General features: G+C 53.3%; 19 protein-coding genes. 17 read left to right on the forward strand and 2 right to left on the reverse strand.

Annotated features, from left to right (window positions below; translation table 11 throughout):
- Position 1 precedes the first annotated feature (1 nt).
- The 8 genes from hisF (HQL44_05150) (at position 2) to HQL44_05185 (ending at position 10,104) form a co-directional block, all read left to right on the forward strand.
- Positions 2-781: an imidazole glycerol phosphate synthase subunit HisF gene (gene hisF / locus HQL44_05150; protein MBF0267956.1), complete on the forward strand. Its 780-nt coding sequence runs from the start codon at positions 2-4 to the stop codon at positions 779-781.
- On the forward strand, positions 771-1,946 hold the full coding sequence (locus tag HQL44_05155) for an N-acetyl sugar amidotransferase (GenBank protein ID MBF0267957.1): 1,176 nt from the start codon (positions 771-773) through the stop codon (positions 1,944-1,946). Before hisF (HQL44_05150) ends, HQL44_05155 begins: the two co-directional genes overlap by 11 nt.
- A 193-nt stretch (positions 1,947-2,139) precedes the next feature.
- Entirely contained in the window at positions 2,140-4,092 is a 1,953-nt protein-coding gene (locus HQL44_05160) for a hypothetical protein (GenBank protein MBF0267958.1), read from the forward strand.
- Between the two features lie 321 nt (positions 4,093-4,413).
- A complete protein-coding gene (locus HQL44_05165) occupies positions 4,414-5,331 on the forward strand; it encodes a methionyl-tRNA formyltransferase (GenBank protein MBF0267959.1) in 918 nt (305 codons plus the stop codon).
- A 39-nt stretch (positions 5,332-5,370) separates the two neighbouring features.
- Entirely contained in the window at positions 5,371-6,360 is a 990-nt protein-coding gene (locus tag HQL44_05170) for an NAD-dependent epimerase/dehydratase family protein (GenBank protein MBF0267960.1), read from the forward strand.
- Positions 6,357-7,505 carry a DegT/DnrJ/EryC1/StrS family aminotransferase gene (locus HQL44_05175; protein ID MBF0267961.1) on the forward strand — a complete coding sequence of 383 codons (1,149 nt, stop codon included), beginning with the start codon at positions 6,357-6,359 and terminating at the stop codon, positions 7,503-7,505. Before HQL44_05170 ends, HQL44_05175 begins: the two co-directional genes overlap by 4 nt.
- Positions 7,505-9,385, forward strand: coding sequence for an asparagine synthase (glutamine-hydrolyzing) (asnB, locus tag HQL44_05180; protein ID MBF0267962.1), 1,881 nt, complete (start codon positions 7,505-7,507; stop codon positions 9,383-9,385). Before HQL44_05175 ends, asnB begins: the two co-directional genes overlap by 1 nt.
- A gap of 86 nt (positions 9,386-9,471) precedes the next feature.
- Positions 9,472-10,104 (forward strand): hypothetical protein, encoded by a 633-nt coding sequence (locus tag HQL44_05185; GenBank protein ID MBF0267963.1) that lies wholly within the window; start codon positions 9,472-9,474, stop codon positions 10,102-10,104.
- On the opposite strand, the gene HQL44_05190 is transcribed toward HQL44_05185, so the two are convergent.
- On the reverse strand, positions 10,094-11,062 hold the full coding sequence (locus HQL44_05190; protein MBF0267964.1) for a ketoacyl-ACP synthase III: 969 nt from the start codon (positions 11,060-11,062) through the stop codon (positions 10,094-10,096). The genes HQL44_05185 and HQL44_05190 overlap by 11 nt on opposite strands.
- A gap of 198 nt (positions 11,063-11,260) precedes the next feature.
- Between HQL44_05190 and HQL44_05195 the strand changes: the two genes are divergently transcribed.
- Positions 11,261-12,634 carry a hypothetical protein gene (locus HQL44_05195; GenBank protein ID MBF0267965.1) on the forward strand — a complete coding sequence of 458 codons (1,374 nt, stop codon included), beginning with the start codon at positions 11,261-11,263 and terminating at the stop codon, positions 12,632-12,634.
- Here the strand turns inward: HQL44_05195 and HQL44_05200 are convergent.
- Positions 12,606-13,652: a hypothetical protein gene (locus HQL44_05200; protein ID MBF0267966.1), complete on the reverse strand. Its 1,047-nt coding sequence runs from the start codon at positions 13,650-13,652 to the stop codon at positions 12,606-12,608. The two genes, HQL44_05195 and HQL44_05200, sit on opposite strands and share 29 nt — an antisense overlap.
- Positions 13,653-13,736: 84 nt before the next feature.
- Here HQL44_05200 and HQL44_05205 point away from each other — a divergent pair, with 84 nt between their 5' ends.
- The 8 genes from HQL44_05205 (at position 13,737) to hisF (HQL44_05240) (ending at position 24,160) form a co-directional block, all read left to right on the forward strand.
- Positions 13,737-14,900, forward strand: coding sequence for a hypothetical protein (locus HQL44_05205; GenBank protein MBF0267967.1), 1,164 nt, complete (start codon positions 13,737-13,739; stop codon positions 14,898-14,900).
- Positions 14,901-14,907: 7 nt separating this feature from the next.
- The gene (locus HQL44_05210) at positions 14,908-16,779 is read left to right on the forward strand and encodes an ABC transporter ATP-binding protein (protein ID MBF0267968.1); all 1,872 of its coding nucleotides are present in this window, start codon (positions 14,908-14,910) and stop codon (positions 16,777-16,779) included.
- 74 nt (positions 16,780-16,853) lie between these two features.
- Positions 16,854-17,876 carry a UDP-N-acetylglucosamine 4,6-dehydratase (inverting) gene (gene pseB, locus HQL44_05215; GenBank protein ID MBF0267969.1) on the forward strand — a complete coding sequence of 341 codons (1,023 nt, stop codon included), beginning with the start codon at positions 16,854-16,856 and terminating at the stop codon, positions 17,874-17,876.
- Positions 17,836-18,765 carry a sugar nucleotide-binding protein gene (locus HQL44_05220; protein ID MBF0267970.1) on the forward strand — a complete coding sequence of 310 codons (930 nt, stop codon included), beginning with the start codon at positions 17,836-17,838 and terminating at the stop codon, positions 18,763-18,765. The genes pseB and HQL44_05220 overlap by 41 nt, the downstream gene beginning before the upstream one ends.
- Positions 18,762-20,453, forward strand: a complete 1,692-nt coding sequence (locus HQL44_05225; protein MBF0267971.1) for a carbamoyl transferase — start codon at positions 18,762-18,764, stop codon at positions 20,451-20,453. The genes HQL44_05220 and HQL44_05225 overlap by 4 nt, the downstream gene beginning before the upstream one ends.
- Entirely contained in the window at positions 20,443-21,417 is a 975-nt protein-coding gene (locus HQL44_05230; GenBank protein ID MBF0267972.1) for a Gfo/Idh/MocA family oxidoreductase, read from the forward strand. The genes HQL44_05225 and HQL44_05230 overlap by 11 nt, the downstream gene beginning before the upstream one ends.
- Positions 21,418-21,442: 25 nt before the next feature.
- A complete protein-coding gene (hisH, locus tag HQL44_05235) occupies positions 21,443-22,078 on the forward strand; it encodes an imidazole glycerol phosphate synthase subunit HisH (GenBank protein MBF0267973.1) in 636 nt (211 codons plus the stop codon).
- A gap of 3 nt (positions 22,079-22,081) precedes the next feature.
- Positions 22,082-24,160 carry an imidazole glycerol phosphate synthase subunit HisF gene (gene hisF / locus HQL44_05240; protein MBF0267974.1) on the forward strand — a complete coding sequence of 693 codons (2,079 nt, stop codon included), beginning with the start codon at positions 22,082-22,084 and terminating at the stop codon, positions 24,158-24,160.
- Positions 24,161-24,176: the final 16 nt, after the last annotated feature.

A 24,176-nucleotide genomic window follows, 5' to 3' on the forward strand; every position in this document is an offset into this window, starting at 1 on the left:
TGTGCTGCGCTCACGCGTTATTCCCTGCCTTTTGTTACATGATGGCGCTCTTGTCAAAACACAGCGCTTCGGTAAGTTCGACTATATAGGTGAGCCTCTCAACACAGTTCGCATTTTTAACGAACTTGAGGTCGATGAAATTGTCGTTCTCGATATTCTGGCCTCACGTAGAGGGCTGGCGCCAGACTATCGCTTGATATCAGAGATGGCCAGCGAGTGCTTTATGCCGCTGAGTTACGGCGGAGGAATAGCAACCATTGACCAAGCAAAAAGGATTTTTGCTTCAGGGGTCGAGAAGGTCATCGTCAATAGCGGCTTTATTCAACGCCCTGGCTTGGTTACGGAAATCGCCAAACATTCCGGCAGCCAAAGCGTCATTGTATCAATTGATGTTCGCAGAGGTTTTGGAAAGACACCTGTTGTCGCTTCCGCTCATGGCCTGCCCTGCAAGATATCTGATCCCGTTGAGGCCGCCAAGCATGCCGTGCAGCTTGGTGCCGGGGAACTGCTCTTGACCTCTATGGATCGTGACGGCACTTGGGAAGGATATGATCTCGCCTTGGTAAAGTCTGTGGCTGACGCCGTCGATGTCCCCATTATTGCTAGCGGTGGCGCAGGCAACGTTCAGGACATCAAGTCCCTCATTTGCAGCGCAGGCGCTTCGGCAGCAGCCGTCGGCAGCATGGTCGTATATCAGAAGAAAGGATTTGGAGTGCTCGTCCATTTTCCCGACCGGGCCAAGCTGGATGCTGAGCTGCTGAGTGGACAACATGGACGTTAGTCCGATTTCTTTGGCTGCAGAAGGGTCCAAGCAGGTCTGCAATCGGTGTCTTTACGATGACCGCGTCCCAAAGATCTCGTTTGATGACTCGGGAATTTGCAGCTACTGCAAACTTCATGACCAAATGGAGCAAGAATATCCCAACGGTCCAGAAGGCGAGCGCAGGCTTGCGGCAATGGTCGATGAGATCAGGCGGGCTGGAAAGGGAAAGCCATACGATTGCGTGGTTGGAGTTAGCGGAGGCTGCGATTCCACCTATTTGCTTTACCGCATGAAGCAATATGGGCTTAGGCCTTTGGCGGCGTATTTTGACAACACCTGGACAACCACTGCAGCAACCATGAATATCCGCAACGCCACCGAGGCGCTGGGGGTAGACCTTTATACGCATGTCGCTAACAACCGGGAATATGATGACATTTACCGGGCATTTATCGCTGCTGGCGTTCCAGATATCGAAGGGCCAACGGATTTAGCGTTAGCAGCAACGCACTATCATGCTGCTGCGAAGTTCGGAATTCGGCATATTATCGAAGGCCACTCCTTTAGAACCGAGGGAATATCTCCTCTCGGTTGGCTATATATGGATGCAAAGTATGTCCAAAGCGTGCATCGCAAATTTGGCGAAAGGACTCTGACAACGATTCCCCAGCTTTGGCTTTCAAGTCAATTGCGCTGGATGATTGTTAATCGCATCAAAAAGGTGCGCCCCCTGTACTTCATGAATTACAATAAAGCTGAAGCGATGGAGCTTATGAAGCGCGAGCTTGGCTGGCAATGGTACGGCGGCCATCATCTTGATAATCGCTTCACAGCCTTTTACCACCGATACTACATGCCCGTCAGGTTCGGCATTGACCAGCGCGTTCTTGGCTGCAGCGCCCTTATGCGATCAGGACAAATGACCCGTGACGAGGCGCTTGCCGAAATGGCGACTCCACCCCACCTGAACCCCGATATTATCTCGATCACGGAATTCGTGAAAAAACGTCTTGGCTATAGCAACAATGAATTTATATCGCTCATGGAGGCGCCGAGGCATTCTTATAAGGAATTCGTTACCTATAAGAAAGCCTTTGAACGGCTTCGCCCGCTTTTTTGGTTGATGTACAAGCTGGAACTTGTGCCAAAATCCTTTTATATCAAGTTTACCGCTAAGGATTAGCAAGGATATCAGAACTTCTAATTTATAAGCCATTTTGGAAGCATTTACTTGCTAGTGTTCTCGTCAATTTAATGGTTTGGAAATGGCCGCAATTCCCAAATTCGTCACCGGTCACTAGAGGAGCTTAGCAATTTCACTGCGCATCGCCCTGGCTCACCCCACCCACTCGACTCTTGGGCGGCATAATATTTTCATGCCCCTGAATATCGGTCTGATAGGGGCCTTGGTAAAGCATTGCGTCCAGGATTCGCAGACGGAGTTACGACTTTACAACGACGCCAATAGTCTTCTTGCGGAGATTGATACTTGGCGGCCGGATGTCATTGGCGCTTCAAACTATGTCTGGAACTCAAGGCTTTCCATGCACTGCCTTGCATACGCCAAGGCTAGGCTGCCAGATGTTGTCACAATTTCTGGAGGGCCGAATTTCCCAAATGCGCCAGAGGAAGTGCAGGAGTTTCTGCGGCAATATCCCCAGATCGATTTCTACGCTCCCCTCGAAGCCGAGGTGGCCGTTGCTGGTCTGGTTAAGTCGCTTCTGAGTGGAACAAGCCTTCAGCAGTTGAAACTTAATCCGCAGGATGGGCTTATGGCCTACAGCCAGGATTTACATGAAGTGCTTGCGGGTAAGGCGGCAACGCGCCCGCAAGAGCTCGACTTCCTTCCGTCACCGTACCTCAATGGGCTGATGGATAAGTGGTTTGACGGAACCTGGGCGCCTTCCGTAGAATTTTCTCGGGGCTGCCCCTATCACTGCACTTATTGCGTCCAGGGAAGTGACGTCTATTCCGGCATCGCACGCCACTCTACGCAGAGAATTGCTCATGAGATGGAATATATAGCGGCGAGAATGGCGCCTTATCCCGACATTCCCCTGGGCATTTGCGATTCCAACTTCGGCATGTACAAGCAGGATGAGGAAATCGCTGACATTCTGGTCAATGTGCGCGCCCGTTACGGTTGGCCGAATTCCTTCGACGTCACGACGGGGAAGTCACAATACGAACGCATTTTGCGCATTTCTGATAAGCTGGACAGAAAGTTGAATGTCTGTGCGTCGACGCAGTCCATGAACAGCCCTACCTTGTCAGCGATCAAAAGGCACAACCTTTCGGAAGAAGCTTATTGGGCGCTTATCCGTGAACTGTTGGACCGCAGGATGCTGACTTCGGTTGAATTGATCGTGCCGCTTCCCGGAGAAACAAAGGAGACATATCTTAACGGAATCCGCAAGCTGATGAGGTTCGGCGTCACCTATTTCCAGCCCTACACGACGATGATGCTAATGGGCACCGAATTATCATCGCAGGCTGTCCGCAAAGAGAATGGCTACGTCACAAAATGGCGTCTGCTGCCGCAGCAGTTTGGAGAATACAGGGGCGCCCGCGTTTTCGAAATCGAGGAAGTGGGCGTCGCCACCAACGCCATGCCCTTCGAAGACTATCTGGAATGCCGTAGCCTGGGCCTAGTTGCTGCTGCATTTTGTAGCGAGCAATTTGACGTGTTCCACAAGCTGACGGAAATTTGTGGGCTAACCCGATATGATTTCATCGAAAGAGTATGGAATCGAATACACCAGACAAAAGGTGCGATTTATTGCACGCTGAAGGAATACCAGGCTGCCAGCGCTGACGAACTCTTCCCCACGCTAGAGAATGCTGATGCGCATTATGCGCAGGACCATGTTTATGACAAACTCCTGGCGGGTGAAGTGGGAGACAATCTGATGCGCCGCTTCCGCGGTCAGATGATCATGCGCCACTCGCGCGAGGCTATCGACGTCGCCTTCGCCATCACACGCGAGTATGCCTCTGCAACTCTACTGGACGAATTGGAGAAATGGGTGCGAGCCTCCAGGGACCTAAATCAATACTTGAACCTTGGCGCCGCCAGCGGTCCTGTAGAACTTGAACTGCGATGGGACGCGCCGGGCTGGTATGAGCAAGGTTGCCCAGAGAACCTGAATGACTTCTGGCGCCCGGTGAAATACCTGATTGGCGCGAATATCGATGAACTGAATGAATTTGTGGCCTCTGCCGAGAAACTTTGCGGGGTCGATCTTAAGAAGAATCCGCTCTTCGTTTTGCCTCGTCTGCTCGACTGGTGGCAGATAGAAAAGCTTTGGCTAAGTTCGAAGAAGATTTAGCAGACGCTGAAAACCTCTCGTTTTGAAGTTCTGCCGTGATGCACTTTTTTGAGGGATCAGAGAGTTCAAGATGCGCGGCTCGGACGTTCAAGGCAGGAGTCTTTTCAGTAGTGTTCAACTTGAGGCACTGGTTCCGAAGTGGCGCCAGCTTCACCTGCGACTGGCGCATTTATGCGGAGCGGCACATCGGCAACCTCTCCGCATATCGAAAGAATGGAGCGGCTTAATGTGTCAACCGCCTAACGATTTAGTTTATGGATGTTCTGCAGTAAGTATGCTTCTTAAATGTTTCCACAAGGCTTCGCTTGGCGACCTCTCCAAATGACTAACTCGGCCCTTTTTGTCGGAAGTAAAATCTTTGGCCTCAATGTGCTCAAGCTACTTTACGAGACAACGCCTCAACATTTCTCAGATATTGTTTCCCTGGATGATCGAGATGACAGTCGGTCTGCATTCGATGGCTTTTCAAATTTTGCCCGCGAAATGTCCTTGGATCTACATTTGGACCCGACCCCAGAACATCTTCGCAGTCTGATCGAACGCGTCAAGCCAGACGTCATGTTCTTCTGCGGATGGTATCGCCTGATTCCTCAGACAATTCTAGATTTCCTGCCACTAGGGGCTCTGGGAATCCATCATTCTTTGCTGCCCAAATATCGGGGCGGCGCGCCACTCGTGTGGGCCATGATTAATGGTGAAGATGAAGTTGGATCGAGCATCTTCAGATTTACTTCTGGCATGGACAGCGGCGACACCCTTCTGCAAGTGCGTACGTCTGTTCAAGTTGAGGACTCGATTAATTCGGTTTCCTCTCGCCTCGAGGCAGAACTGCTTGCAGCACTGCCAAAACTATGGATCGACTATGTTAATGGTCGAGCAAAATCAACCCCCCAGGACCATGCAGCAGCATCATACTGCAGCCAGCGCAAGCCTGATGACGGATTGATCGATTGGACCCTTCCCGCTGCCAAGCTCCACGACTTCATTCGCGCTCAGTCTTTTCCCTATCCTGGTGCCTTTACCATCTTTAAAGGCACGCGGCTGGTCATCCAAAGCGCCTCACTATTTGAATGGCCTTGCTCAGGGGTGCCGGGGCAGGTTGTCCTTATTCACGACGGCAATGTCGTTGTCGCCTGCGGCGAACAATCAGCCCTTCGCTTGCTCAAGGTAGACTTTGACGATCAGCATCTGCCTGCGGTGAGCGTTCTAAATCGAATCGGCATTAGGCTGCCATCGTAGAGATGGCCCAGCTCCTTCAGACACAAACAGGGGATTGATATGGATATTCGCGGTAAAAAACTTGTTCTGATCGGCGGGGCCGGTCTCATCGGTTCACACACTGCCGACCAGTTGCTGGCGGAGGACGTCGGTGAAATTGTCATCTACGATAACTTTGTGCGAGGCACGCACGAGAACTTGACCAGCGCCTTGAAAGACCCGCGTGTCAAGATCTTCGACGTGGGCGGCGATATATGTCAGACGGACATTCTTGAGGCCGCCATCAAGGGCGCCGATGGCGTCTTCCACTTCGCCGCGCTTTGGCTTTTGCAATGCTACGATTTTCCGCGCGCAGCCTTCGACGTTAACATCCGCGGTACGTTCAACGTGCTGGAGGGGTGCTACAAGAACAACGTTAAACGGCTGGTATATTCGTCATCCGCCTCGGTTTATGGTGACGCCGTCGCAGAGCCGATGACGGAAGATCACCCCTTCAACAATACGAACTTCTACGGTGCCACTAAAATCGCTGGCGAGGCGATGGCCAAGGCGCTTCATCATCGCTATGGCCTGCCCTATGTCGGCCTTCGTTACATGAATGTTTATGGGCCGCGCCAAGATTATCAGGGCGCCTACATTGCCGTAATCATGAAGATGCTAGACAATCTCGACCGCGGCCAACCCTTGGTCGTGTATGGCGACGGAAGCCAGGCATATGACTTCGTTTATGTCGGCGACTGCGCGGCGGCGAATATCTGCGCCATGAAAGCCGAATCGGTGGACCGCTTTTACAACGTTGGAACGGGCAAGCGTACATCGATCAAGGAGTTGGGAGAATTGTTACTTCGCATCACAGGCTCCAGCGCCGGGATCACTTACAATCCGGGGGGCCTGACATTTGTGAAAAACCGGATTGGCTGCCCCAAGCAAGCCAGCAAGGAAATTGGCTTTGACGCCAAGGTAGGTCTTGAGGAAGGTTTGGAGAGACTTATTGAATGGCGGAGCGCTCACAAGGAAGAGGTTGTGGCCAGACGGGCGAAGGCGCGATGACAGTGAAGCGAAACATCGCCATCGCCCTGCCCTCAACAGGCGAAGAGGAGTGGCTTGCACTGCGCGAGCCAGTTATGTCGGGCTGGTTGACGCAAGGCCCGAAGGTTGCGGCATTTGAGAAGGCCTTCGCAGAGCGGCACCATGTTGCGCATGCATTTGCGGTTACGTCATGCACGACCGGCCTGCATTTGGCTCTTCTGGCCTTGGGCGTAGGCCCTGGCGATGAAGTAATCGTTCCAGCCTTTACGTGGGTCGCCACTGCCAATGCAGTAATCTATTGCGGAGCGAAGCCAGTTTTTTGCGACGTTGATCGCAAGACATTCAACATTGATCCGCTATTGGTACCTCCCCTTGTCACGTCACGCACGAAAGCACTGATCGCCGTGCATCTTTTCGGCCTATGTGCCGACATGTCCGCCCTGCGTGAAGCGCTCCCAGCCCATGTCGGCATTGTCGAAGATGCTGCTTGTGCTGCCGGCGCCGCCTATCAAGGTAAGTTCGCTGGCGGCTTGGGCGAGGTTGCGTCTTTTTCCTTTCACCCGAGGAAGTCAATTACGACTGGAGAGGGCGGCATGGTTACAACCAACCATGCTGATCTGGCAGTAATGATTGACCGCATGCGCAATCATGGGGCCACGGTTTCAGAAGAGCAGCGGCACAGAGGGCCGCGGCCCTACCTTTTGCCCGATTTTGACATATTGGGTTACAATTATCGCATGACCGATTTGCAAGGAGCGATCGGTCTGGTCCAACTGGGCAAGTTGGATTTCTTTATAGAGGAGCGCTCACAGTGGGCCGCATGGTACCGCAGCGAGCTGGAGGGTATTGACTGGTTGCGCTTGCCAGATGAGCCGACGTATGGGCGTCACGCCTGGCAGGCCTATGTGACATACGTAGATCCGTCAAAGGCCCCAATGCCCCGCAACCAGATGATGGAAAGATTGCAAGAGAGCGGCATATCCACCAGACCCGGAACGCACGCCATACATATGTTGGGCTTCTACAAATCATCCTTCTCAATTCACGGCGACGATTTTCCCGCCTCAAGAGACTGTGACTTGAACTCGATGGCTATCCCCCTCCACAATCGGATGGTAGAGGCCGACTACGCTTATGTTGTGAAAATGCTGAAGGCTCTGGGCTGATGTGCGGAATTGCAGGCGCGTTCTGCCCTGAGGGCGGCCCCCCAGGGGTTGATATCTCCGCCATGATCAGCGCCATCGCGCATCGCGGTCCGGATGGCGAGGGTGTTTGGATGGATGGGCCTGTTGCGATGGGCCATCGCCGACTTGCGATCCTTGACCTGAGTCCAGCCGCGGCGCAACCCATGCTGTCTGAATGCGGTCGCTTCGCCTTAATCTATAACGGTGAAATCTATAACCATGACGAGTTGAAGCGGGAACTAATTGACCTTGGCTACGTTTTTCGAAGCCGCTCGGATACCGAGGTTCTCCTGATTGCCCTGTTGTGCTGGGGTGAGCGAGTCGTCAATAGACTTAATGGAATGTTTGCCTTTGCACTTTGGGACTGCAGGGAGAAGACGCTCCTGCTTGGTCGCGATCGCTACGGCATCAAGCCCCTTTACGTTGCTTGGAGCGGATCGACCTTTTTGTTCGGTTCCGAGATCAAGGCCCTTTTGGCCTCCGGAGTGTTAAGCGCAGAATTAGACCGCGAGGGTCTGACGGAATATTTTACCTTCCAGAATTTCTTTACTGAACGCACCCTGTTTCGCAACGTACACCTGATGCCTGCCGGCCATACGTTGCGACTTTCGGCAGATTCACAGCCCGGTATGTTTCGATTCAATCAATATTGGGATTTCTTGTTCGCAGAACCCACTTCCAATAACCGGGCGCAAACAGAGATTGCCGATGAACTGGACCATTTGTTCGAACAGGCCGTAAAGCGGCAACTTGTCGCTGACGTCGATATTGGCGCCTACCTTTCAGGCGGTGCCGACTCTGGTTCCATCACGGCCATTGCGGCCCGCATGCTGCCAAATCTGCGCAGTTATACCGTCGGATTCGATTTGCGCTCGGCTTCCGGCATTGAAATGGCTTTCGACGAGCGCGCGTCAGCCGAGTACATGTCGTATCTTTTCCGCACAGAGCATTATGAAATGGTGCTGAAATCGGGCGACATGGAGCGCTCGCTTCCAAGCGTCGTGCGTTACCTTGAAGAACCACGCGTTGGCCAAAGCTATCCGAATTACTTTGCAGCCAAACTCGCATCACGCTCGGAAAAGGTCGTCCTTTCTGGAACCGGCGGCGACGAACTTTTTGGCGGTTATCCCTGGCGCTATTATCGCGCCACGCAGAGTTCTGATTTTCCATCCTATATCGACAACTATTATTCATACTGGCAACGTCTGCTCCCCCAGGGTATCGCCCAGAAATTCTTCGCGCCGATTTGGGGCGAGGCAAAATCCGTCGATGCTCGTGAAATTTTCCGCGGCGTATTTCGCAACAATGTCGGACCGTTGGATCGACCGGAAGACTACATCAACCACTCTTTGTATTTTGAATGTAAAACTTTCCTTCATGGCCTGCTTTCGGTTGAGGACAAGCTGAGCATGGCCTTTGGTCTAGAAACTCGTGTTCCCTTTCTTGACAATGATCTCGTCGAATTCGCCATGCGGCTTCCAGTTCGCTACAAGCTTGCAAACCTAGGCGCGCTCAACTTCAGACTTAATGAGAATATTTCAGGACGGAAGAACGACATATTCTTCCAGAGGACACATGATGGAAAGTTGCTCCTGCGGGAAGTTCTCGGTCGCTACGTTCCCGAGGAAGTGCGTAGCGCAGCGAAACAGGGTTTTTCCGCTCCGGATGCCAGTTGGTTTAGGGGCGAGAGCATCGACTACGTCCGTCGGCTCTTGTTGGAAGGCCCTCAGAGGTATGCGGAGTTTCTCGATAAAGATACAGTTTGCTCTCTTGTCAATGAGCACCTATCCGGAACGGAAAACCGCCGCCTGTTGATCTGGTCGCTGATTTACTTTGAACGCTGGTGCAGGGAGTTTTTGTGATAACGTCTTCTCAATTCCCCGCGCAGTCTCATCTTCTCCCTTGCGGCTTCCAGCCTGAATGGGTGATTGCCAGCCATCGCTCAAGCATGTGGTTCGAAGGCTCGAGGAATTATGTGCAGGGTGCCGTTATGGCAAGCCAGGCGATTGAGTTGCTTGGACTCTCTTCCTTTGGCAGCAACGTCAAGGTCCGGCACGTTAAGTTCCCGCAGGAGGTGGTCTGCGATGGGTTCTTTATCTTGCTCAAAGACGATGGCGCAGATGAGCTTGCGGTTAACTCCAGCATGGTCATGGCTCTCAATGTGGACGGAACTGGTTATTCCGCCTTATTTCTTCCAGATCCGTCTACTCCCATTCATGAGCGCAGGACTGGAGAATTTGGCCAAAGCCTGCTGTGTGGCGTGATGGCTCAATCGCCTTATACGGGCACTGCCGAAGCATGCGGCTTGTCAAAAGGCTGGCATTTGTTTTCTGCGCTTGTCGCGGCGAATAAGGCGATCCATCAGGAAACGGTTCCTGGCATCGGCGCCATTCGCCTTGGATTTATTGCGGGGCTAAGGGTGCCGATGGATAACGATGTTGTCGACAGGACCTTCTCGATTTCAGTGCTCGGGCACGAAATTAAAAGAGAGGGGGGCACCGCAACCTCGATTGCTGAGCTGAGCTATCAGACGGACAAGGACCGTGAAAGTGCCAGCATGTGCTTTGTCTTTACTGTTTAGCCTGTCCCTCGTAGGATGTCAGGATCGTAGAGGCCCAAGACAAACCTACGCCAAAGCCGGCGATAAGAATTCTTCTCGCGCTCCTAAGGCGTGTTGCATCGAGCCGGGCCAGGGCAATGGGGATGGAAGAAGATGTCGTGTTGCCGAATTCTGCAACGTCGACAACCAGACGGTCTAAGGGAATTTTTAGGGCGGCGCCCATAGCCTCGAGGATATAGCGGTTCGCTTGATGAAAAACCCAAAGGTCGATGTCTTGGCTGGCAAGCTGGTTTATCTCAAGACAACGCCGAATATCGCTTAGTACTTGCTCCATGGTGAAGTTGAATATTTCCCTGCCATCCATGAAGAGCGGCCTTCTTTCGACGGGCGCCGCGCCAGTTCCCAGCGCAGTCAGAGCGGCATGTTTGTCGCCAGCCGTTCCAAAGGTTGTCCTTCCAACTGTAAAGCGTGGATTGTCACACAACAAAGAGCTGGCTGCTGCATCGCCAAACAAGGGTGCGGTCGCCCGGTCCTTTGGATCGATCAGGCGAGAATATGTGTCCGCCGTTATCAGTATAGCCTTCTTCCAGCCGTGTGCCGACATGGCTGGCAGCAAAAGGCCAAGACCATAGACAAATCCCGAGCAGCCAAGTCCAATGTCAAAGGCTGCTACATCCTTGCGAAATCCAAGGGCTGCGTGCAGCAGCGCGGAAACATGCGGGATCAAGTGATCCGGCGTTTGCGTGACGACGGCCAGAGCGTCAATTTCCTGCGCGGGCGTACCTGTTTCTTGAAGAAGCTTGCGTGCCGCTCTAACAGCAAGGACAGCAGTTGTTTCGTCCTCTGCCACAATTGGGCGGCTGTGGATTCCAAGCTTCTCTTTCAGAAACTCCGAGGAGAAACCTTGCTCCGTCGCCAATTGGTCGCTGCTTTTTCGCTCGCTTCCACAGGCATAGGAAATATGGTGGATACCTATCATGCTTTTTTCATCGTCCGCTTCTCTTTGCTGGCCTCAGCCTGGGGTGCAATCACCCATCCATTCGTGGTAATCCTAAATTCGAATCGCCGTCTGAGCAATGGTTGAAGGAACCTCCGGAACATTCATGAACGGCTCCTTGCTTTGACCTTTTTCACGAATTTCAGCACGCGTCTATATGCCACAGGATGGCAGGTTCTTTTGTGGCTGGCCTACGGACCTTCAGCCACATTACTTTGTGCATTAGTCTACAGATATCTTTTTATTGCAAAAAGTGCTTGGCATGCCAACAGATGGCTATCGAGCTGGCAGCTGCGTCTCATTCCAACCATGTTCTCGCAAGAGGCCCCCAGCTTCTCGTTGCAGGGTTCTGCATTCCATGCCGGAGTAATGGCCCGGCTTGAAGAACCGCACGCAATGAAGCAAAGGCGACCGGTAGCCAAGTGTGTTTCACGCAAACCTCGTATCGGGTGTCTGGGCCGCTTTGCAGGAGCTTTAAGCTTTGGAACAGACTTCTTTCTTGGTTTTCCAAAGGATGCCGAACTTATCGTCTTCGACCTTCCTTTCGAAGGCCGTGCTTTGGAGCGCCTAGCAGAACTGCCCTTGAAATACATTCAGGTTTCAGACAGTGCCAACTGGGCTGACGCAGCCGGACACCCGCCACTGTCAGAGGCAATTGAAGCCGAGAACCTGGATGTCCTTGTTAATATATGGAGAAAGGCGCCGTCACAGCTGTTCGATTCGATCAGCGTTCCCATGATTGCTCACGTCAGTGGAGGGTCAGATATTCTGCATCACCCCAGAATAGACTTGAACATCATTGCGCAGTTAGCTCCTCATACTCATATTAAGAAGGGGCGCATCCACTGCAGGCTTACCGATAAAGCGTTTGGCCAGAGAACAGAATATTTAGGCATGATTTATGATGCGCGCGACATCGTCGCATCAGAGCAACGAAAATGGCGGGATAGACAACCTTTTCTTTTTGCTTTCGGCTCGTTGTTCAAGTTCTCGCCACGCTGGCTGGACAGTGTGTTGACGGTCCTTGCCGATGATCAGAATGTTGATCTGGTCATCATGGGCAGAGACTCGAATGGAGCCCTGGACAGAATTCGCCGTCATATAGCGACGTGGAATCTTCAGGGCCGCTTTCATTTTGAGGGTGGCTTCTCGTCAACCCGCGACAAGAACGGCGATATCCCGGATCCAAATTGGCAGCGCTGCAAGGATCTATTGTCCAAGACCAGGGTTTCACCTGATAGTTGGCCAAACACCGGCGGCTCCAGTCGTTTTGAAGCCTACTTGTTAGGGGCACCCTTTCCCTATATGCAAATTCCTAAGGACGTCGGCGTTGGAGGAAGACGATCATATGCAGAGTTTGCCCTGCCGATTCTTGACATTCCGGAAACAGAGGCATTCACCCCGGAAGAGTTTACCAGCCTGATCCGCCGGTGCTTGTACGACGAGTGTTTTGCCGATTTGGTGGCCACCAAACAGACGGAAACGACTCGAGCGGCAGGAGACGCGAAGCGCTGGTGGCGCGAGTTCATGCAATTGCTGGAACTGGGTCGTTAGATGAAATTACAAATGGATCTGCCACAAAGGCGCTGTCCCACGCATTTTGATTCGGCGACCTGCTCAGTGACGTCCGATAATTCACCCACTGCCCCTTATCTGTTTGCGACAATTGGCCGATCTCCATATACCGGCGCCCAGCAGCCGTTAGGTTGTAAGCGTGAACGTACAAGCGGTTGCCCTCGACTTCCGGCAGCAGGTGGGCGTGAGCCAGCCCCTGCACCCCCCGTTCCAGGCCAAGCCGAGGCAGAATCATTTGTTTCATGCGCTGATACGAACCCAGCGCGCGCACAGCAAGGCGTCGAGCGGCAACTGACTTTTTTAGCGACATGGCTGCCCGAGGAGTATCCCACATCTCGCCTGTGATCAGAAATGGGTCTCGAAATTCAAGCCCGTCTTGTGAAGATAGGCTATAGATCGCATGAGAGTCGCTTCTTACTGTGACATACATAGTGAAGCCAGAGCCTTCCCGCACGACTTGCGGATACCAGATGGAGCCAAAGGGAAAGGCCGCCCCGGTAAGAACCGGGGTCGGATCAACGCGCCAACGAACAAGGTCTGTACTGCGAGCATGATATATGGCGTTGCCGGAAGCGCTTTTGTGCCGATAGACGAACCAAAGTCGATATCCATTCTCGACCTCTAGCACACATGGTTCGATGACACTGGCCATCGACCCATGCATAAGTCCGCTATCGATTTCTTGAACTTGCGTCCCGCGCAAAACTGGCGCGGCGTGGCAATTCCAGGCAAAGCCATCGCTTGACGTTGCGAGTCCAATGCAGCTGGCTTCGTTGGCAGCGGCAATACCCTGGTACAGCATTGCATAGCCGTTCCCAACCGGCAGGACATGGGGGTTGCACACCCTTAAGTTCTTCCAGTCACTGGCCGGATCAATGGGTATGATCATGCCGTCTGCGCCATACCGGTGGAAGACTTCTCCATCATCGGAAAGGGCGAGGCCAATTTGTTCGGTCGTCCAATTTGAAGCCATGCCGGCATAATAAAGAAAATACATGGTTGCGACCGCCGGTTAATGATATAGAGCAAGGAGCGAACACTATATACACTGCACGGTCAAAGAAGTGCAATCGAAACAGTCATGAAGCCTCTTAATAGCCTGTTTTTTTTGTTTGTTGTTGCTGTACTTTGCGCAGGATCGGCAGGTTTTGCTGTTGGCGCGATTACGGTTCACTTCAACTTGCCCCCATACAAAGCACTGGTCTCCTCTGTTTGGCTGGCAGAGCTGCGGACGCGGATTCGCCCAGACACCCAAAGCGGACCCGAGACCGGCCAAAGCCGAGAGAATCTGACGCGTGGAGAAGGTGAGGTGTTGGCGCAAGCCTTCACTGACGATCTTGTTGCGCCCAGCGATCAGATGTTTTCCCCTGTGCTATCCCTGGACGAATTGCATCAACGCCTTGAGGCGATGAGAATTCCTGACGCAAGTCTTCCCCGCGCCTATAGCGATCTCAGTTTGAGTGGTGCTGATGAACGCTCCCGGCCTGGCGTGCTTATTGTCAGCTTTGACTTTTTTGGCAAGCGACAAGCGCTCGCCTACAAGCGGCACGGACCAGACAAGTCAAGATGCGCGCTGTTGGTAATCCCCGGCTCTGGATACAATCAAGCCTGGGAAATGATGCGGTCGAAGGAGCCGAATTACCAAAAAAACATCGTCTCTATTGGCCCCGCCTTCTGCGATACTTTTGTCCAGATTAAGCCGGCCGACTCTATTGCCGCCATCCACGATGGTCAGCGCAGCCTGAATTTTCGGTCCATTGCCTATTACCTAATTAATCGGGGCGCGTCCTATTCGACGCTTTATCTGACCGAAGCGCTTGCCCTCGCGAAGCACCTGCGCAAATCCTATCCGAAACTGGTTATTGCAGGACTCTCGCAGGGTGGGCAGGCGGCGGCTATATTATCAACCTTGTCTAATCCAGACGGAGCTATTATCGCTTCCGGATATAGTGTTCTTAATGACAAATATGAAATAGCCGGCATGGATCAACTTGCAGCCTCTGGCCTTTATGAATTGTACTCGCAAGAAGCAATCAAGGCGTGGCTGGCAAAGGGCAAAACCCAATCTCTTTTTACCTGGGGAAGCCAGGAGGGCGGCGTTTACGGAATGGATGCGATGTCACAACTGACGTGCGAGAGTTTCAAGGAGTTCAAGAACGTCCAATGTCGCGTCCACCCTGCCGGTCACGTTTACTGGCAGCCTTATGTTACTGACTTTTTATCTGTCGTTTTAGAAATGAAGTGATGAGTTGATGAACCGTTCCACAGAAGCGCCAGCAAACGAAAAAACCCTGATTACCAGGGATGTTCCTTTTTTCTGGCGCCTAGTTAAGCTGTCGTGGAAGTATCCACTGACTGTCGCCATGGTCAGCATTTTGGCGATGCTCTCTGATTTTGTTTCAATTGGATTGCTTGTCCCATTTCTCCAGGCTCTCATGGGTGGAGGTATCGGCGCACGCATGGCCGACACTCCCCTGGGCTTTTTAACGCCATTTTTTTCCAATCTTGATCAGCTTAGCGGTATTCGCTGGCTGGCCTTGGCAATTATCTGCACAACGCTGCTGCGCGTTGGGCTTACCTACGGGGCAACGCTTTTAAATTTTAGATTTCAAGTCGATGTCGAGCGGCGCGTTCGGAAAAAACTCTTTGATGCCGCACTTTTTATGAACTTCGATTCTGTGAACAAATCACGGCTGAGCGACATTTTCTTCATTTTGAACAATCTCCCCAGCAGCGTTTCGTACAGCATGTTCACCCTTGTGTCATTTCTGCCCGCCTTTCTTTCGCTTGCTCTTTTCTCGACCGTCGTTCTTTTGGTCTCGTGGCAATTAACCGTCCTTGGGATGGGGCTATTTGCAATGACCTATTTTCTGGTCCAGAGGATCAATCGGCAAATCCGCAAGAATGCCCGCGACCAAAATACCATCGTAGCCGATCTTCACCACACGGTTATGGAATGCGTCAACGGCCTATCCGTTATTCGACCGTTTACCCGTGAGGATTGGGCGGCAAAGCGCTATGCCGATCATCTTGCCTCGTATATTCGCGCCCTGACGACAGGGGTCGAGCTTCGCGCCAAGTCGCAGCCGATTCACTCGCTTGCCAGTACCTTTTCACTGGCCTTGATCTTGTTTTTTGGCACTTTTGTACTTACGGTCGACGGGCAGATTTGGTCTGAAATGATCGTCTTATACCTAATTGTCATGGCTAGGCTTTCAGGCCCGGTGAGTACGATTCTTAGGCTTAGAAGTGATCTTGCCGCACAGGCCCCGGGCATTGCCCAAGTTGCGGACTTCTTGAGAGCAAACAAGCCGCAGCAGAACCTTGCAGAGGGCAAACCTTTTCCAGGCATTCAGACGAACATTCGCCTTGAACATGTCAGCTTCTCTTACTCGGGAAACGGCATGGCTGTGCTTGATGACGTCTCGTTGACGCTTGAAAATGGAAAAACGCTTGCGTTGGTTGGAGCCTCTGGTTCTGGAAAATCAACGCTGATCAAACTCTTGGCGCGGTTTTACTCGCCGACGCAGGGGGTTATTTCCTGTAACGGCATGAATATCGAGGACTTCGAGATTGCCTCCTGGCGAAAGTCGATCGGCATTGTCAGTCAGTCGACATTTCTATTCAACGATACCATCCGCGAAAACATTAGGTTCGGCAAACTTGAAGCTGACGATCAGCAAGTTGAAGAAGCCGCTAAATTGGCGCATGCGCACGACTTCATCTTAGAAACGGAACAAGGTTACGACACTCTTGTCGGTGACCGCGGCGTGCGGCTTTCTGGAGGTCAGGCTCAACGCATCGCAATTGCCCGCGCTCTACTGGCTAATCCATCCATTCTCATACTTGATGAAGCAACTAGCGCCCTGGACGCCGTTTCGGAACAGCACGTTCAAGAGGCCCTGGCTTTTCTCTGCCAAGACCGCACGGTTTTGGTCATCGCGCACAGGCTGGCCACAATTCGCAATGCCGACCACATTGTTGTTCTCGAGAACGGCCGTGTTGCCGAAGAAGGGTCATATTCAAGCCTATTTGAGCGCCGCGGCACATTTTGGAATTATGCCCGCCTTCAACACTTGAGTGACGACAACGAGGTTGCAGAACCTCTGCTTTTCTCTAAGTAGCATGCCCCTCCCACTAACGCACATTCTTTGATGATGCGTAACCTAAACTCAGTCGTAATCGGAGCCGTTCCAAAATGGTAAGAGACTTTCTCGTTCCCAGCCCGGACTTAAATGGCAAGACCATTCTAATTACCGGCGGCACCGGTTCTTTCGGCAAACACTTTTCACACGCGGTTCTAAAGCGCTTTCAGGCAAAAAAGATCATAATCTTCTCGCGCGACGAGCATAAACAAGTCGAGATGATGCCAGACTTTAATGAAGTGGAAATGGACATCATGCGCTTCTTCATCGGAGACGTGCGAGATGAACAGCGCCTTGACATGGCCATGAACGGCGTCGATGTCGTCATCCACGCGGCTGCGCTCAAGCATGTGCCGGTAGCCGAGTACAACCCTTTCGAATGCATCAACACCAATGTGATGGGCGCCGAAAATGTCGTGCGCGCCGCCCTCAGGAACAATGTGCCTAGGGTTATGGCGCTTTCGACCGATAAGGCCGTCAATCCTGTCAATCTATACGGCGCCAGCAAACTGGCCGCCGACAAGATATTTGTGGCGGCGAACCACCTTTCCGGCAACCGCCTTACACGCTTTTCAGTCGTCAGGTACGGAAATGTCGTTGGCTCGCGTGGAAGCGTCGTACCCTTGTTTCGCAAGCTGATTAGGGAAGGCGCAACCAGCCTTCCGATTACAGACCCTCGAATGACGCGCTTTTGGATCACGCTTGAGCAAGGCGTCAACTTTGTTCTATCCTCGCTTGCCATGATGCAAGGATGGGAAATCTTTGTTCCCAAAATCCCCAGCATGCGCGTCACCGACTTAGCGGCGTCCATGGGGGCAGGTCTGCCGCACAAGGTTGTTGGGATACGGCCTGGCGAAAAGCTGCATGAGCTTCTTCTGACAGAGGACGATGCCCGAGGAACCTTAGAGCTTGAGGACAGATATTTGGTTCTTCCAGCTTCTGCTGTGCCCGAAATGGAGCAGTACAAACAGCGCGGCGCAAAACAAGTTCCGGAGAGCTTTCGCTACGCCAGTGACACCAATGACGAATGGGCGAGTGCCGATCTCATCAATTCTTGGCTTTCTGACGAAACCTAAGCAAACAAGCGGCTGTTTAATGACGCTTCTAATCATCGGTGGGTCTGGAACACTTGGAAAAGCGCTTTGCGTCGAATCTCGTCGGCGCGGCATTGCCTATAATGGCTTGGCGCGCTCAGGCTCAGAAATCGAGCTGGACATTCAAGACGCTTGCGCCCTTGCAGGGGCCGTTATGGCCGTCAAGCCCACATTGGTCATCAATTCAGCCGCTATCGTAGATTTGGCGGTCTGCGAGAGCGATCCAGGCGGCGCCTATGCCGTAAATGCGCGCCCAGCAGCTATTTTGGCGCACACTTGCCGTGAGATCGGCGCCAAGTTCGTTCATATTTCCACCGATCACTTCTACTTGGGCGACTGCGATGTGGCGCATGATGAGACGGCAAGCGTGACCCTGGTCAATGAATACGCAAGAAGCAAGTGGGCGGCAGAATCATTCGCCCTGACGCTGCCGGGCACTCTTGTCGTCCGCACGAATTTTACCGGCTGGCGCGGTCTTCAAAACCGTCCAACCTTCATCGAATGGGCCGTGCGCTCGCTTCTTGACCGCTCGCCACTGACCCTTTTCAACGACTTCTGGACTTCGACATTGGATGCGCCGAGTCTAGCCAAGGCAATTTTCGATTTGTCCTTCAAGGATGCTAGCGGCATTTTCAATGTCGCCTCGCGCACCGTTTCTACAAAGCAAGATTTTGTCGCAGCCGTTGCCTGTCAGATGGGGATTGATCTTGATTGGACCGTAACGGGTTCGGTCTCAGGCCTGACGCCTATGCGCGCTGACAGTCTTGGCTTGAACGTCTCAAAGGCGGAAACGGCCCTTGGCTACAATTTGCCTACGCTCCAGCAGGCCATCACCAGCCTTCTCTCCTCGCGGCCCACAGGTTATATATGATTATTCTTGGCCTCGGCTTTCTTTCAGACGCATCGGCCTGCATCTTGCGAGACGGCGAGCTACTTGCTGCCGTAAGCGAGGAGAGGCTAAACCGCATTAAGCTATGGCATGGCGTTCCGCATGCATCCATAGAATGCGTTCTGGCGCAAACGGGTTTGTCGCTTCAGGATGTTGATTTGGTGGCCACGCATGGCGCAACCGATGGCGCCTTCGCGGAAATTCCATTCGACGATAAGGCCAAACTTATCAGCGACTCTTCTTTGTCCGCCGAGCGGAAGACCTTTCAGCTTAAGGCCCTGCAGTCCAGACGCGACCATGAACGAATGGTAGTTTCAGTCCGCACGCCTGACTATCTTGCCGAAGTAGCGAAACTTGGCAGACCCGTCCGCGTCTATTCCCATCATCAGGCCCACGCCGCCTGCGCCTTTTACGGCTCGGGCTGGGAAGACGCGCTTGTGCTAACGGCCGATGGCTGGGGCGAGGATGCTTCATCTACCCTTTGGCTCGGTCATGGTTCTGAATTAACAAGGCTCTCTTATTCTCACACCTTCGATTCCCTTGGTTATTTCTACGGGGGCATCACGAAGGCCCTTGGTTTCATTCCGCATCGTCACGAGGGAAAAGTGCTTGGGCTGGCCGCCTTCTGCGCTGATCCGAAATCCTATTCCGCCATTGCTGATATGGTTGACGTATTGCCTGAAGAGGGCCGTTTCCTCGGACGCATGGAGAACGGTCTTTATTTGCCGCGCTACGACAATCCTGCGCTGGCTGAGTTCGTTATGGACTTTAGCCGCGAGGATGTCGCAGCTGCCGCGCAACGCCGTCTCGAAGAGGTTGTCTGCGCCCTCGTTGCCAAGCAAGGCGACAGGGCGCGTCGCTTGGCCCTGGCGGGGGGGATTTTCGCCAACGTCAAACTGAACCAAAGACTGGCTGAATTAGACAATGTTGAAGAGGTCTATGTCTTTCCAAACATGGGAGACGGGGGACTTTCCGTCGGCTCGGCGTGGCTTGCCCACGCGGAAATTTATGGCGTCGCGCCTCGGCCAGCGACAAGCATGTATTTAGGTCCATCCATAGACAATCGTGAAGCGCTGGCGTGTTTGGAGCAATCGGGTTTTCCATTCACGCGCCCAGCGAACATCGCCGAGACTGTGGGGAACTTATTGGCTGACGGACATGTGGTGATCCGTTGTACTGGCGCCATGGAATTCGGGCCGCGAGCTCTTGGCCACCGCAGCATTCTTTACCGCGCCAGCGACGCATCCGTGAACGACTGGCTGAACCGTCGTCTTCACAGGTCGGAATTCATGCCCTTTGCCCCGGCAACCTTGGCCAGCGACGCGCCTTCTTGCTACAGGAATCTTGATGCGGGTCGCAGCCCGGCGCGCTTCATGGCCATGACCTTTGATTGCACACAAAAGATGAGGGAGCAGGCGCCAGCCGCCGTTCATGTTGACGGAACGGCAAGGCCGCAACTGGTCTCAGAAGCGGACTACCCCGATTTCTTCGCCATCCTAACCGCCTATCATGCCAAAACGGGCCTTTCAAGCCTCGTCAACACAAGTTTCAACATGCACGAAGAACCGATCGTTTGCTCTGCGCAGGACGCCTTGCGCGCCTTCTCGGCAAGCGGCCTTCCTTTCATGGCGCTTGGCGACTTTCTGGTGGAGGGTCCCGATGTGGCGTAAGGGCGAGCCGATCGGCGTTCTGGGTTTGGGATCAATCGGGTTGCGCCACGCGCGCAACTTGATCAAACTTGGGCAACAGGTCATTGGCTTCGACCCAAACCTTGAGCGGCGCCATCTTCTTGAGCAGGCAGGGGGAGGTACAACGACCGAGCGCAAGGACGTCTTGGGTTGCGCTGCCCTGGTCATTGCTTCCCCTCCTGGCCAGCATTTGCAGGATCTGGCTGAAGCCGTGGCGCTTGGCCATTCGTGCTTGATAGAGAAACCTATCGCACACACGGACCAGGGACTGCAACAAATCTTGGATCATGCCGACAGCGCTGGTTTGATTGTCTATGTTGGGTTCATGCTGCGCTTTCACGCCTGCGTCACGCAAGCCAAACAGGCGCTTGAGAGCGGCGAGATTGGCCGCCCACTTTGGGCGCGATTCTTGGCGTCTGCATATTTGCCCTCGTGGCGGCCATATCAAGATTACCGAAATGGCTACGCCGCCGACCCTGCTACCGGTGGCGTGCTGTTCGACGACATTCACGAGATAGACCTAGCCACATACCTGCTCGGGCGCGCCAGCCTTTCCGGCGCTGCAGTTTCAAACAGCCAAACGCTTGGTCTGGCGTCTGAAGACGTGGCTCAATTGATCCTAAGCCACCAGGGTGGACACATAAGCACGATCCACCTTGATTACTGCAGTCGGCCCGCGCGCCGTGAAGTTGAGATCATGGGGACGCTTGGCTCGTTGCGCCTTGATCTGATCGCAAGGCGTTTGCAGATGATCGACTTAGATGGTCGCATTGTGACAGATGCAACTTTGCCCGGTTCCTTCGATCAAGACTACGAAGAGGAAATGCGCAGCTACCTTGCCTGCCTTGAAGGCAAGGCTTTGCCGCCTTGCGACGGACGCGGAGCAGCGGAGGTTCTTGACATTGTTCTGCGGGCAAGGCGGCTTTGCTCTTTGCCCGTCCTTTGATCAATCATGAATGCGGAGTGATTTTTTGACGCTGGCAATTGTGAATCTAGGCATCAGCAACGTCAGTTCGGTCGAACACGCTTTTGACAGGTTGGGCGTTGGCTGGTCGCGCGCCGATAGTCCGCAAGATATTGAAAGCGCCAGCGCAGTCGTCCTGCCGGGCGTCGGCGCATTTCCTGACGGAATGAGGCGTCTTGCCGCCAAGGGACTTGTTGAACCCCTAAGACGCCATGCGGGAACCCAGAGAAAACCCTTGCTTGGTATTTGCCTTGGCATGCAACTGCTAGCCGACCTGGGCGAGGAGCACGAACCTACGCAAGGTTTGGGCCTTATTCCCGGCAAGGTTACGCGGCTTCAGCCGCAGGAGGGGGCTCGCGTGCCGAATATTGGATGGTGCGGCGTGGAAGCGGCCGCCAATTCACGCCTTTTCTCGTGCGCCAAGACAGATCCTACCTTCTACTTCGTGCACAGTTACCAATTCATATGCGAAAGCTCAGGTCACGTTTCCGCTACAATGCGGTTTGGCTCCACTTCTGTCGTGGCGGCCGTCGAATCGGGTCAGACCTTTGGCGTTCAGTTCCATCCTGAAAAGAGCCAGGATGCTGGAATGGACCTTCTTGAGGCCTTTGTCAAAATCATTGGCATGCGGATCGGAAGTTAGCGAATGCCCTTTCCTCGTTTAATTCCCTGTCTGCTGCTCAAGAACGGTTTGCTGATGCGCAGCCAGTTGTTCAAGGTTCATCAGGTTATCGGCAACCCAATGAGCACGGTCGAACGGTTCTCGTCGTGGAACGTCGACGAGTTGGTTATTCTCGACATCAGCGCCGAAGACCGGCATGACCTGCGCCGCGACGATCTGGCACACCGCTACGACGGATCAACCGCCCTGGATGTCTTGAAGGCCATCGCCCGCGTTTGCTGCATGCCGCTGGCATTTGGCGGGCGCATACGGTCATTGGATGACATTTCCGCAAGGCTGGAAGCCGGAGCGGACAAGGTCGTCATCAACAGCCAGGCTTTGAAGTCTCCGCAATTCATTGCAAACGCCGCCAGGCGCTTTGGCAGCCAGTGTATCGTCGTCAGCATTGATGCTAAGCGTGCAGCCGATGGAAGTTACGAGGCATTCTCCGACAGCGGCGTCTGCCCTTCCGGCAAGACGGCATCCGCCTGGGCGCGGGAAGTTGAAAACCTGGGCGCCGGTGAGATTCTGCTGAACTCTATCGACAGAGACGGTTCTGGTCTTGGATATGACCTTGATTTGGTTCGGTCGGTAACTGAAAGCGTTGCCATTCCCGTCATCGCGCTTGGGGGCGTGGGCAATTACGGGCATTTCGCGCTAGGCGTCAAGGATGGCGGGGCGTCGGCCGTTTCGGCCGCCAACATCTTTCATTTCTTTGAACTCAGCTATCCATTGGCGAAGCAATCTTGCATTGATGCTGGCATTCCCATGCGTCGCGTTTCGCTTAACAGTCGGTGGTTTCCGCGAGAACCTGTTTTTGACGTACAGGCTGAAAATGCGAGGCTTGAAAAGCGGATGGCGCGAGCCAGGGCCATTCAGAGCGATGGGCCTGACGCAGACCCGTTTCCGCCGTCGCATGACGCAAGGCCAAAAGCCAGCTGGTGTACGAAATGCACTTACCCCTACCTATCTGCGGCGCCGATGGAGATGGATGACCAAGGCGTCTGCATGGGTTGCCGCATGTCAGAGGTCAAGCAAGCGATTCCGATGTCTGAGTGGAATCGTAGACGAGATCTTCTAAAGGAGATCGTCGAGCAGGCACGATGCCGCGACGGCAGCAGACACGATTGCGTGATTGCGGTTTCAGGCGGCAAGGACAGCTATTTTCAAGCGCATGTACTGAAGAATGAATTTGGCCTTAATCCATTGCTCGTCACATACAATGGAAATAACTATACGCCGGTTGGATGGCGAAACCTTCATCGCATGAAGGAGGCTTTTGGTCTCGACCATGTGATTTATGCCCCAAATGTTGACGCGCTGAAAAAGTTGAACCGCCTCTCCTTTAAAGTCATGGGAGACATGAACTGGCACGCCCATGCGGGCATTACCACCATTCCAGTCCGCATCGCGGCACAGAACAAAATCCCGCTGGTATTCTGGGGCGAGCATGGCTATCTCGACCTTTGCGGACAGTTCTCGATGAACGACTTTCCAGAGATGAGCTATCGCGACCGGCTCGAGCATTTTGCTAGGAGCTATGAGTGGAATTATTTTGAAGGCAGAGAAGGCTTGACCAGCCAGGACCTGATTCCTTGGAAGTACCCAAGCGACCAAGAATTGTTCGACCTCAATATGCGAGGCATATATCTTGGCAACTATGTTTACTGGGAGGCCAACAACCATACGGACATGGTCATTGAGCGCTACGGCTTCGAGGTCAGCGACGAGCCATTCGACAGGACCTACCGCAGAATGTCCAATCTGGACGACATGCACGAGAATGGAATTCACGACTATCTCAAATTCATTAAGTTTGGCTACGGACGCTGCACCGATCACACCAGCAAGGACCTCCGGGCAGGCTTAATGGATCGTACGAAAGCGCTTGAGTTGGTAATGTCCTATGACCCGGTTAAGCCCAGGGACTTGGCACGTTGGCTGCAATATGTCGGAATGAGTGAGGCAGAGTTCGACGCAATTGCCGATACTTTTCGCGATCCTCGCGTATGGTGGCGAGAAGGCGGCAAATGGGTCAAGCACGATATCATAGAGCAAGGTTAATTATTTGTTGATCAGA

Source organism: Alphaproteobacteria bacterium (genome assembly GCA_015231795.1).
GTDB lineage: Bacteria > Pseudomonadota > Alphaproteobacteria > Rhodospirillales > WMHbin7 > WMHbin7.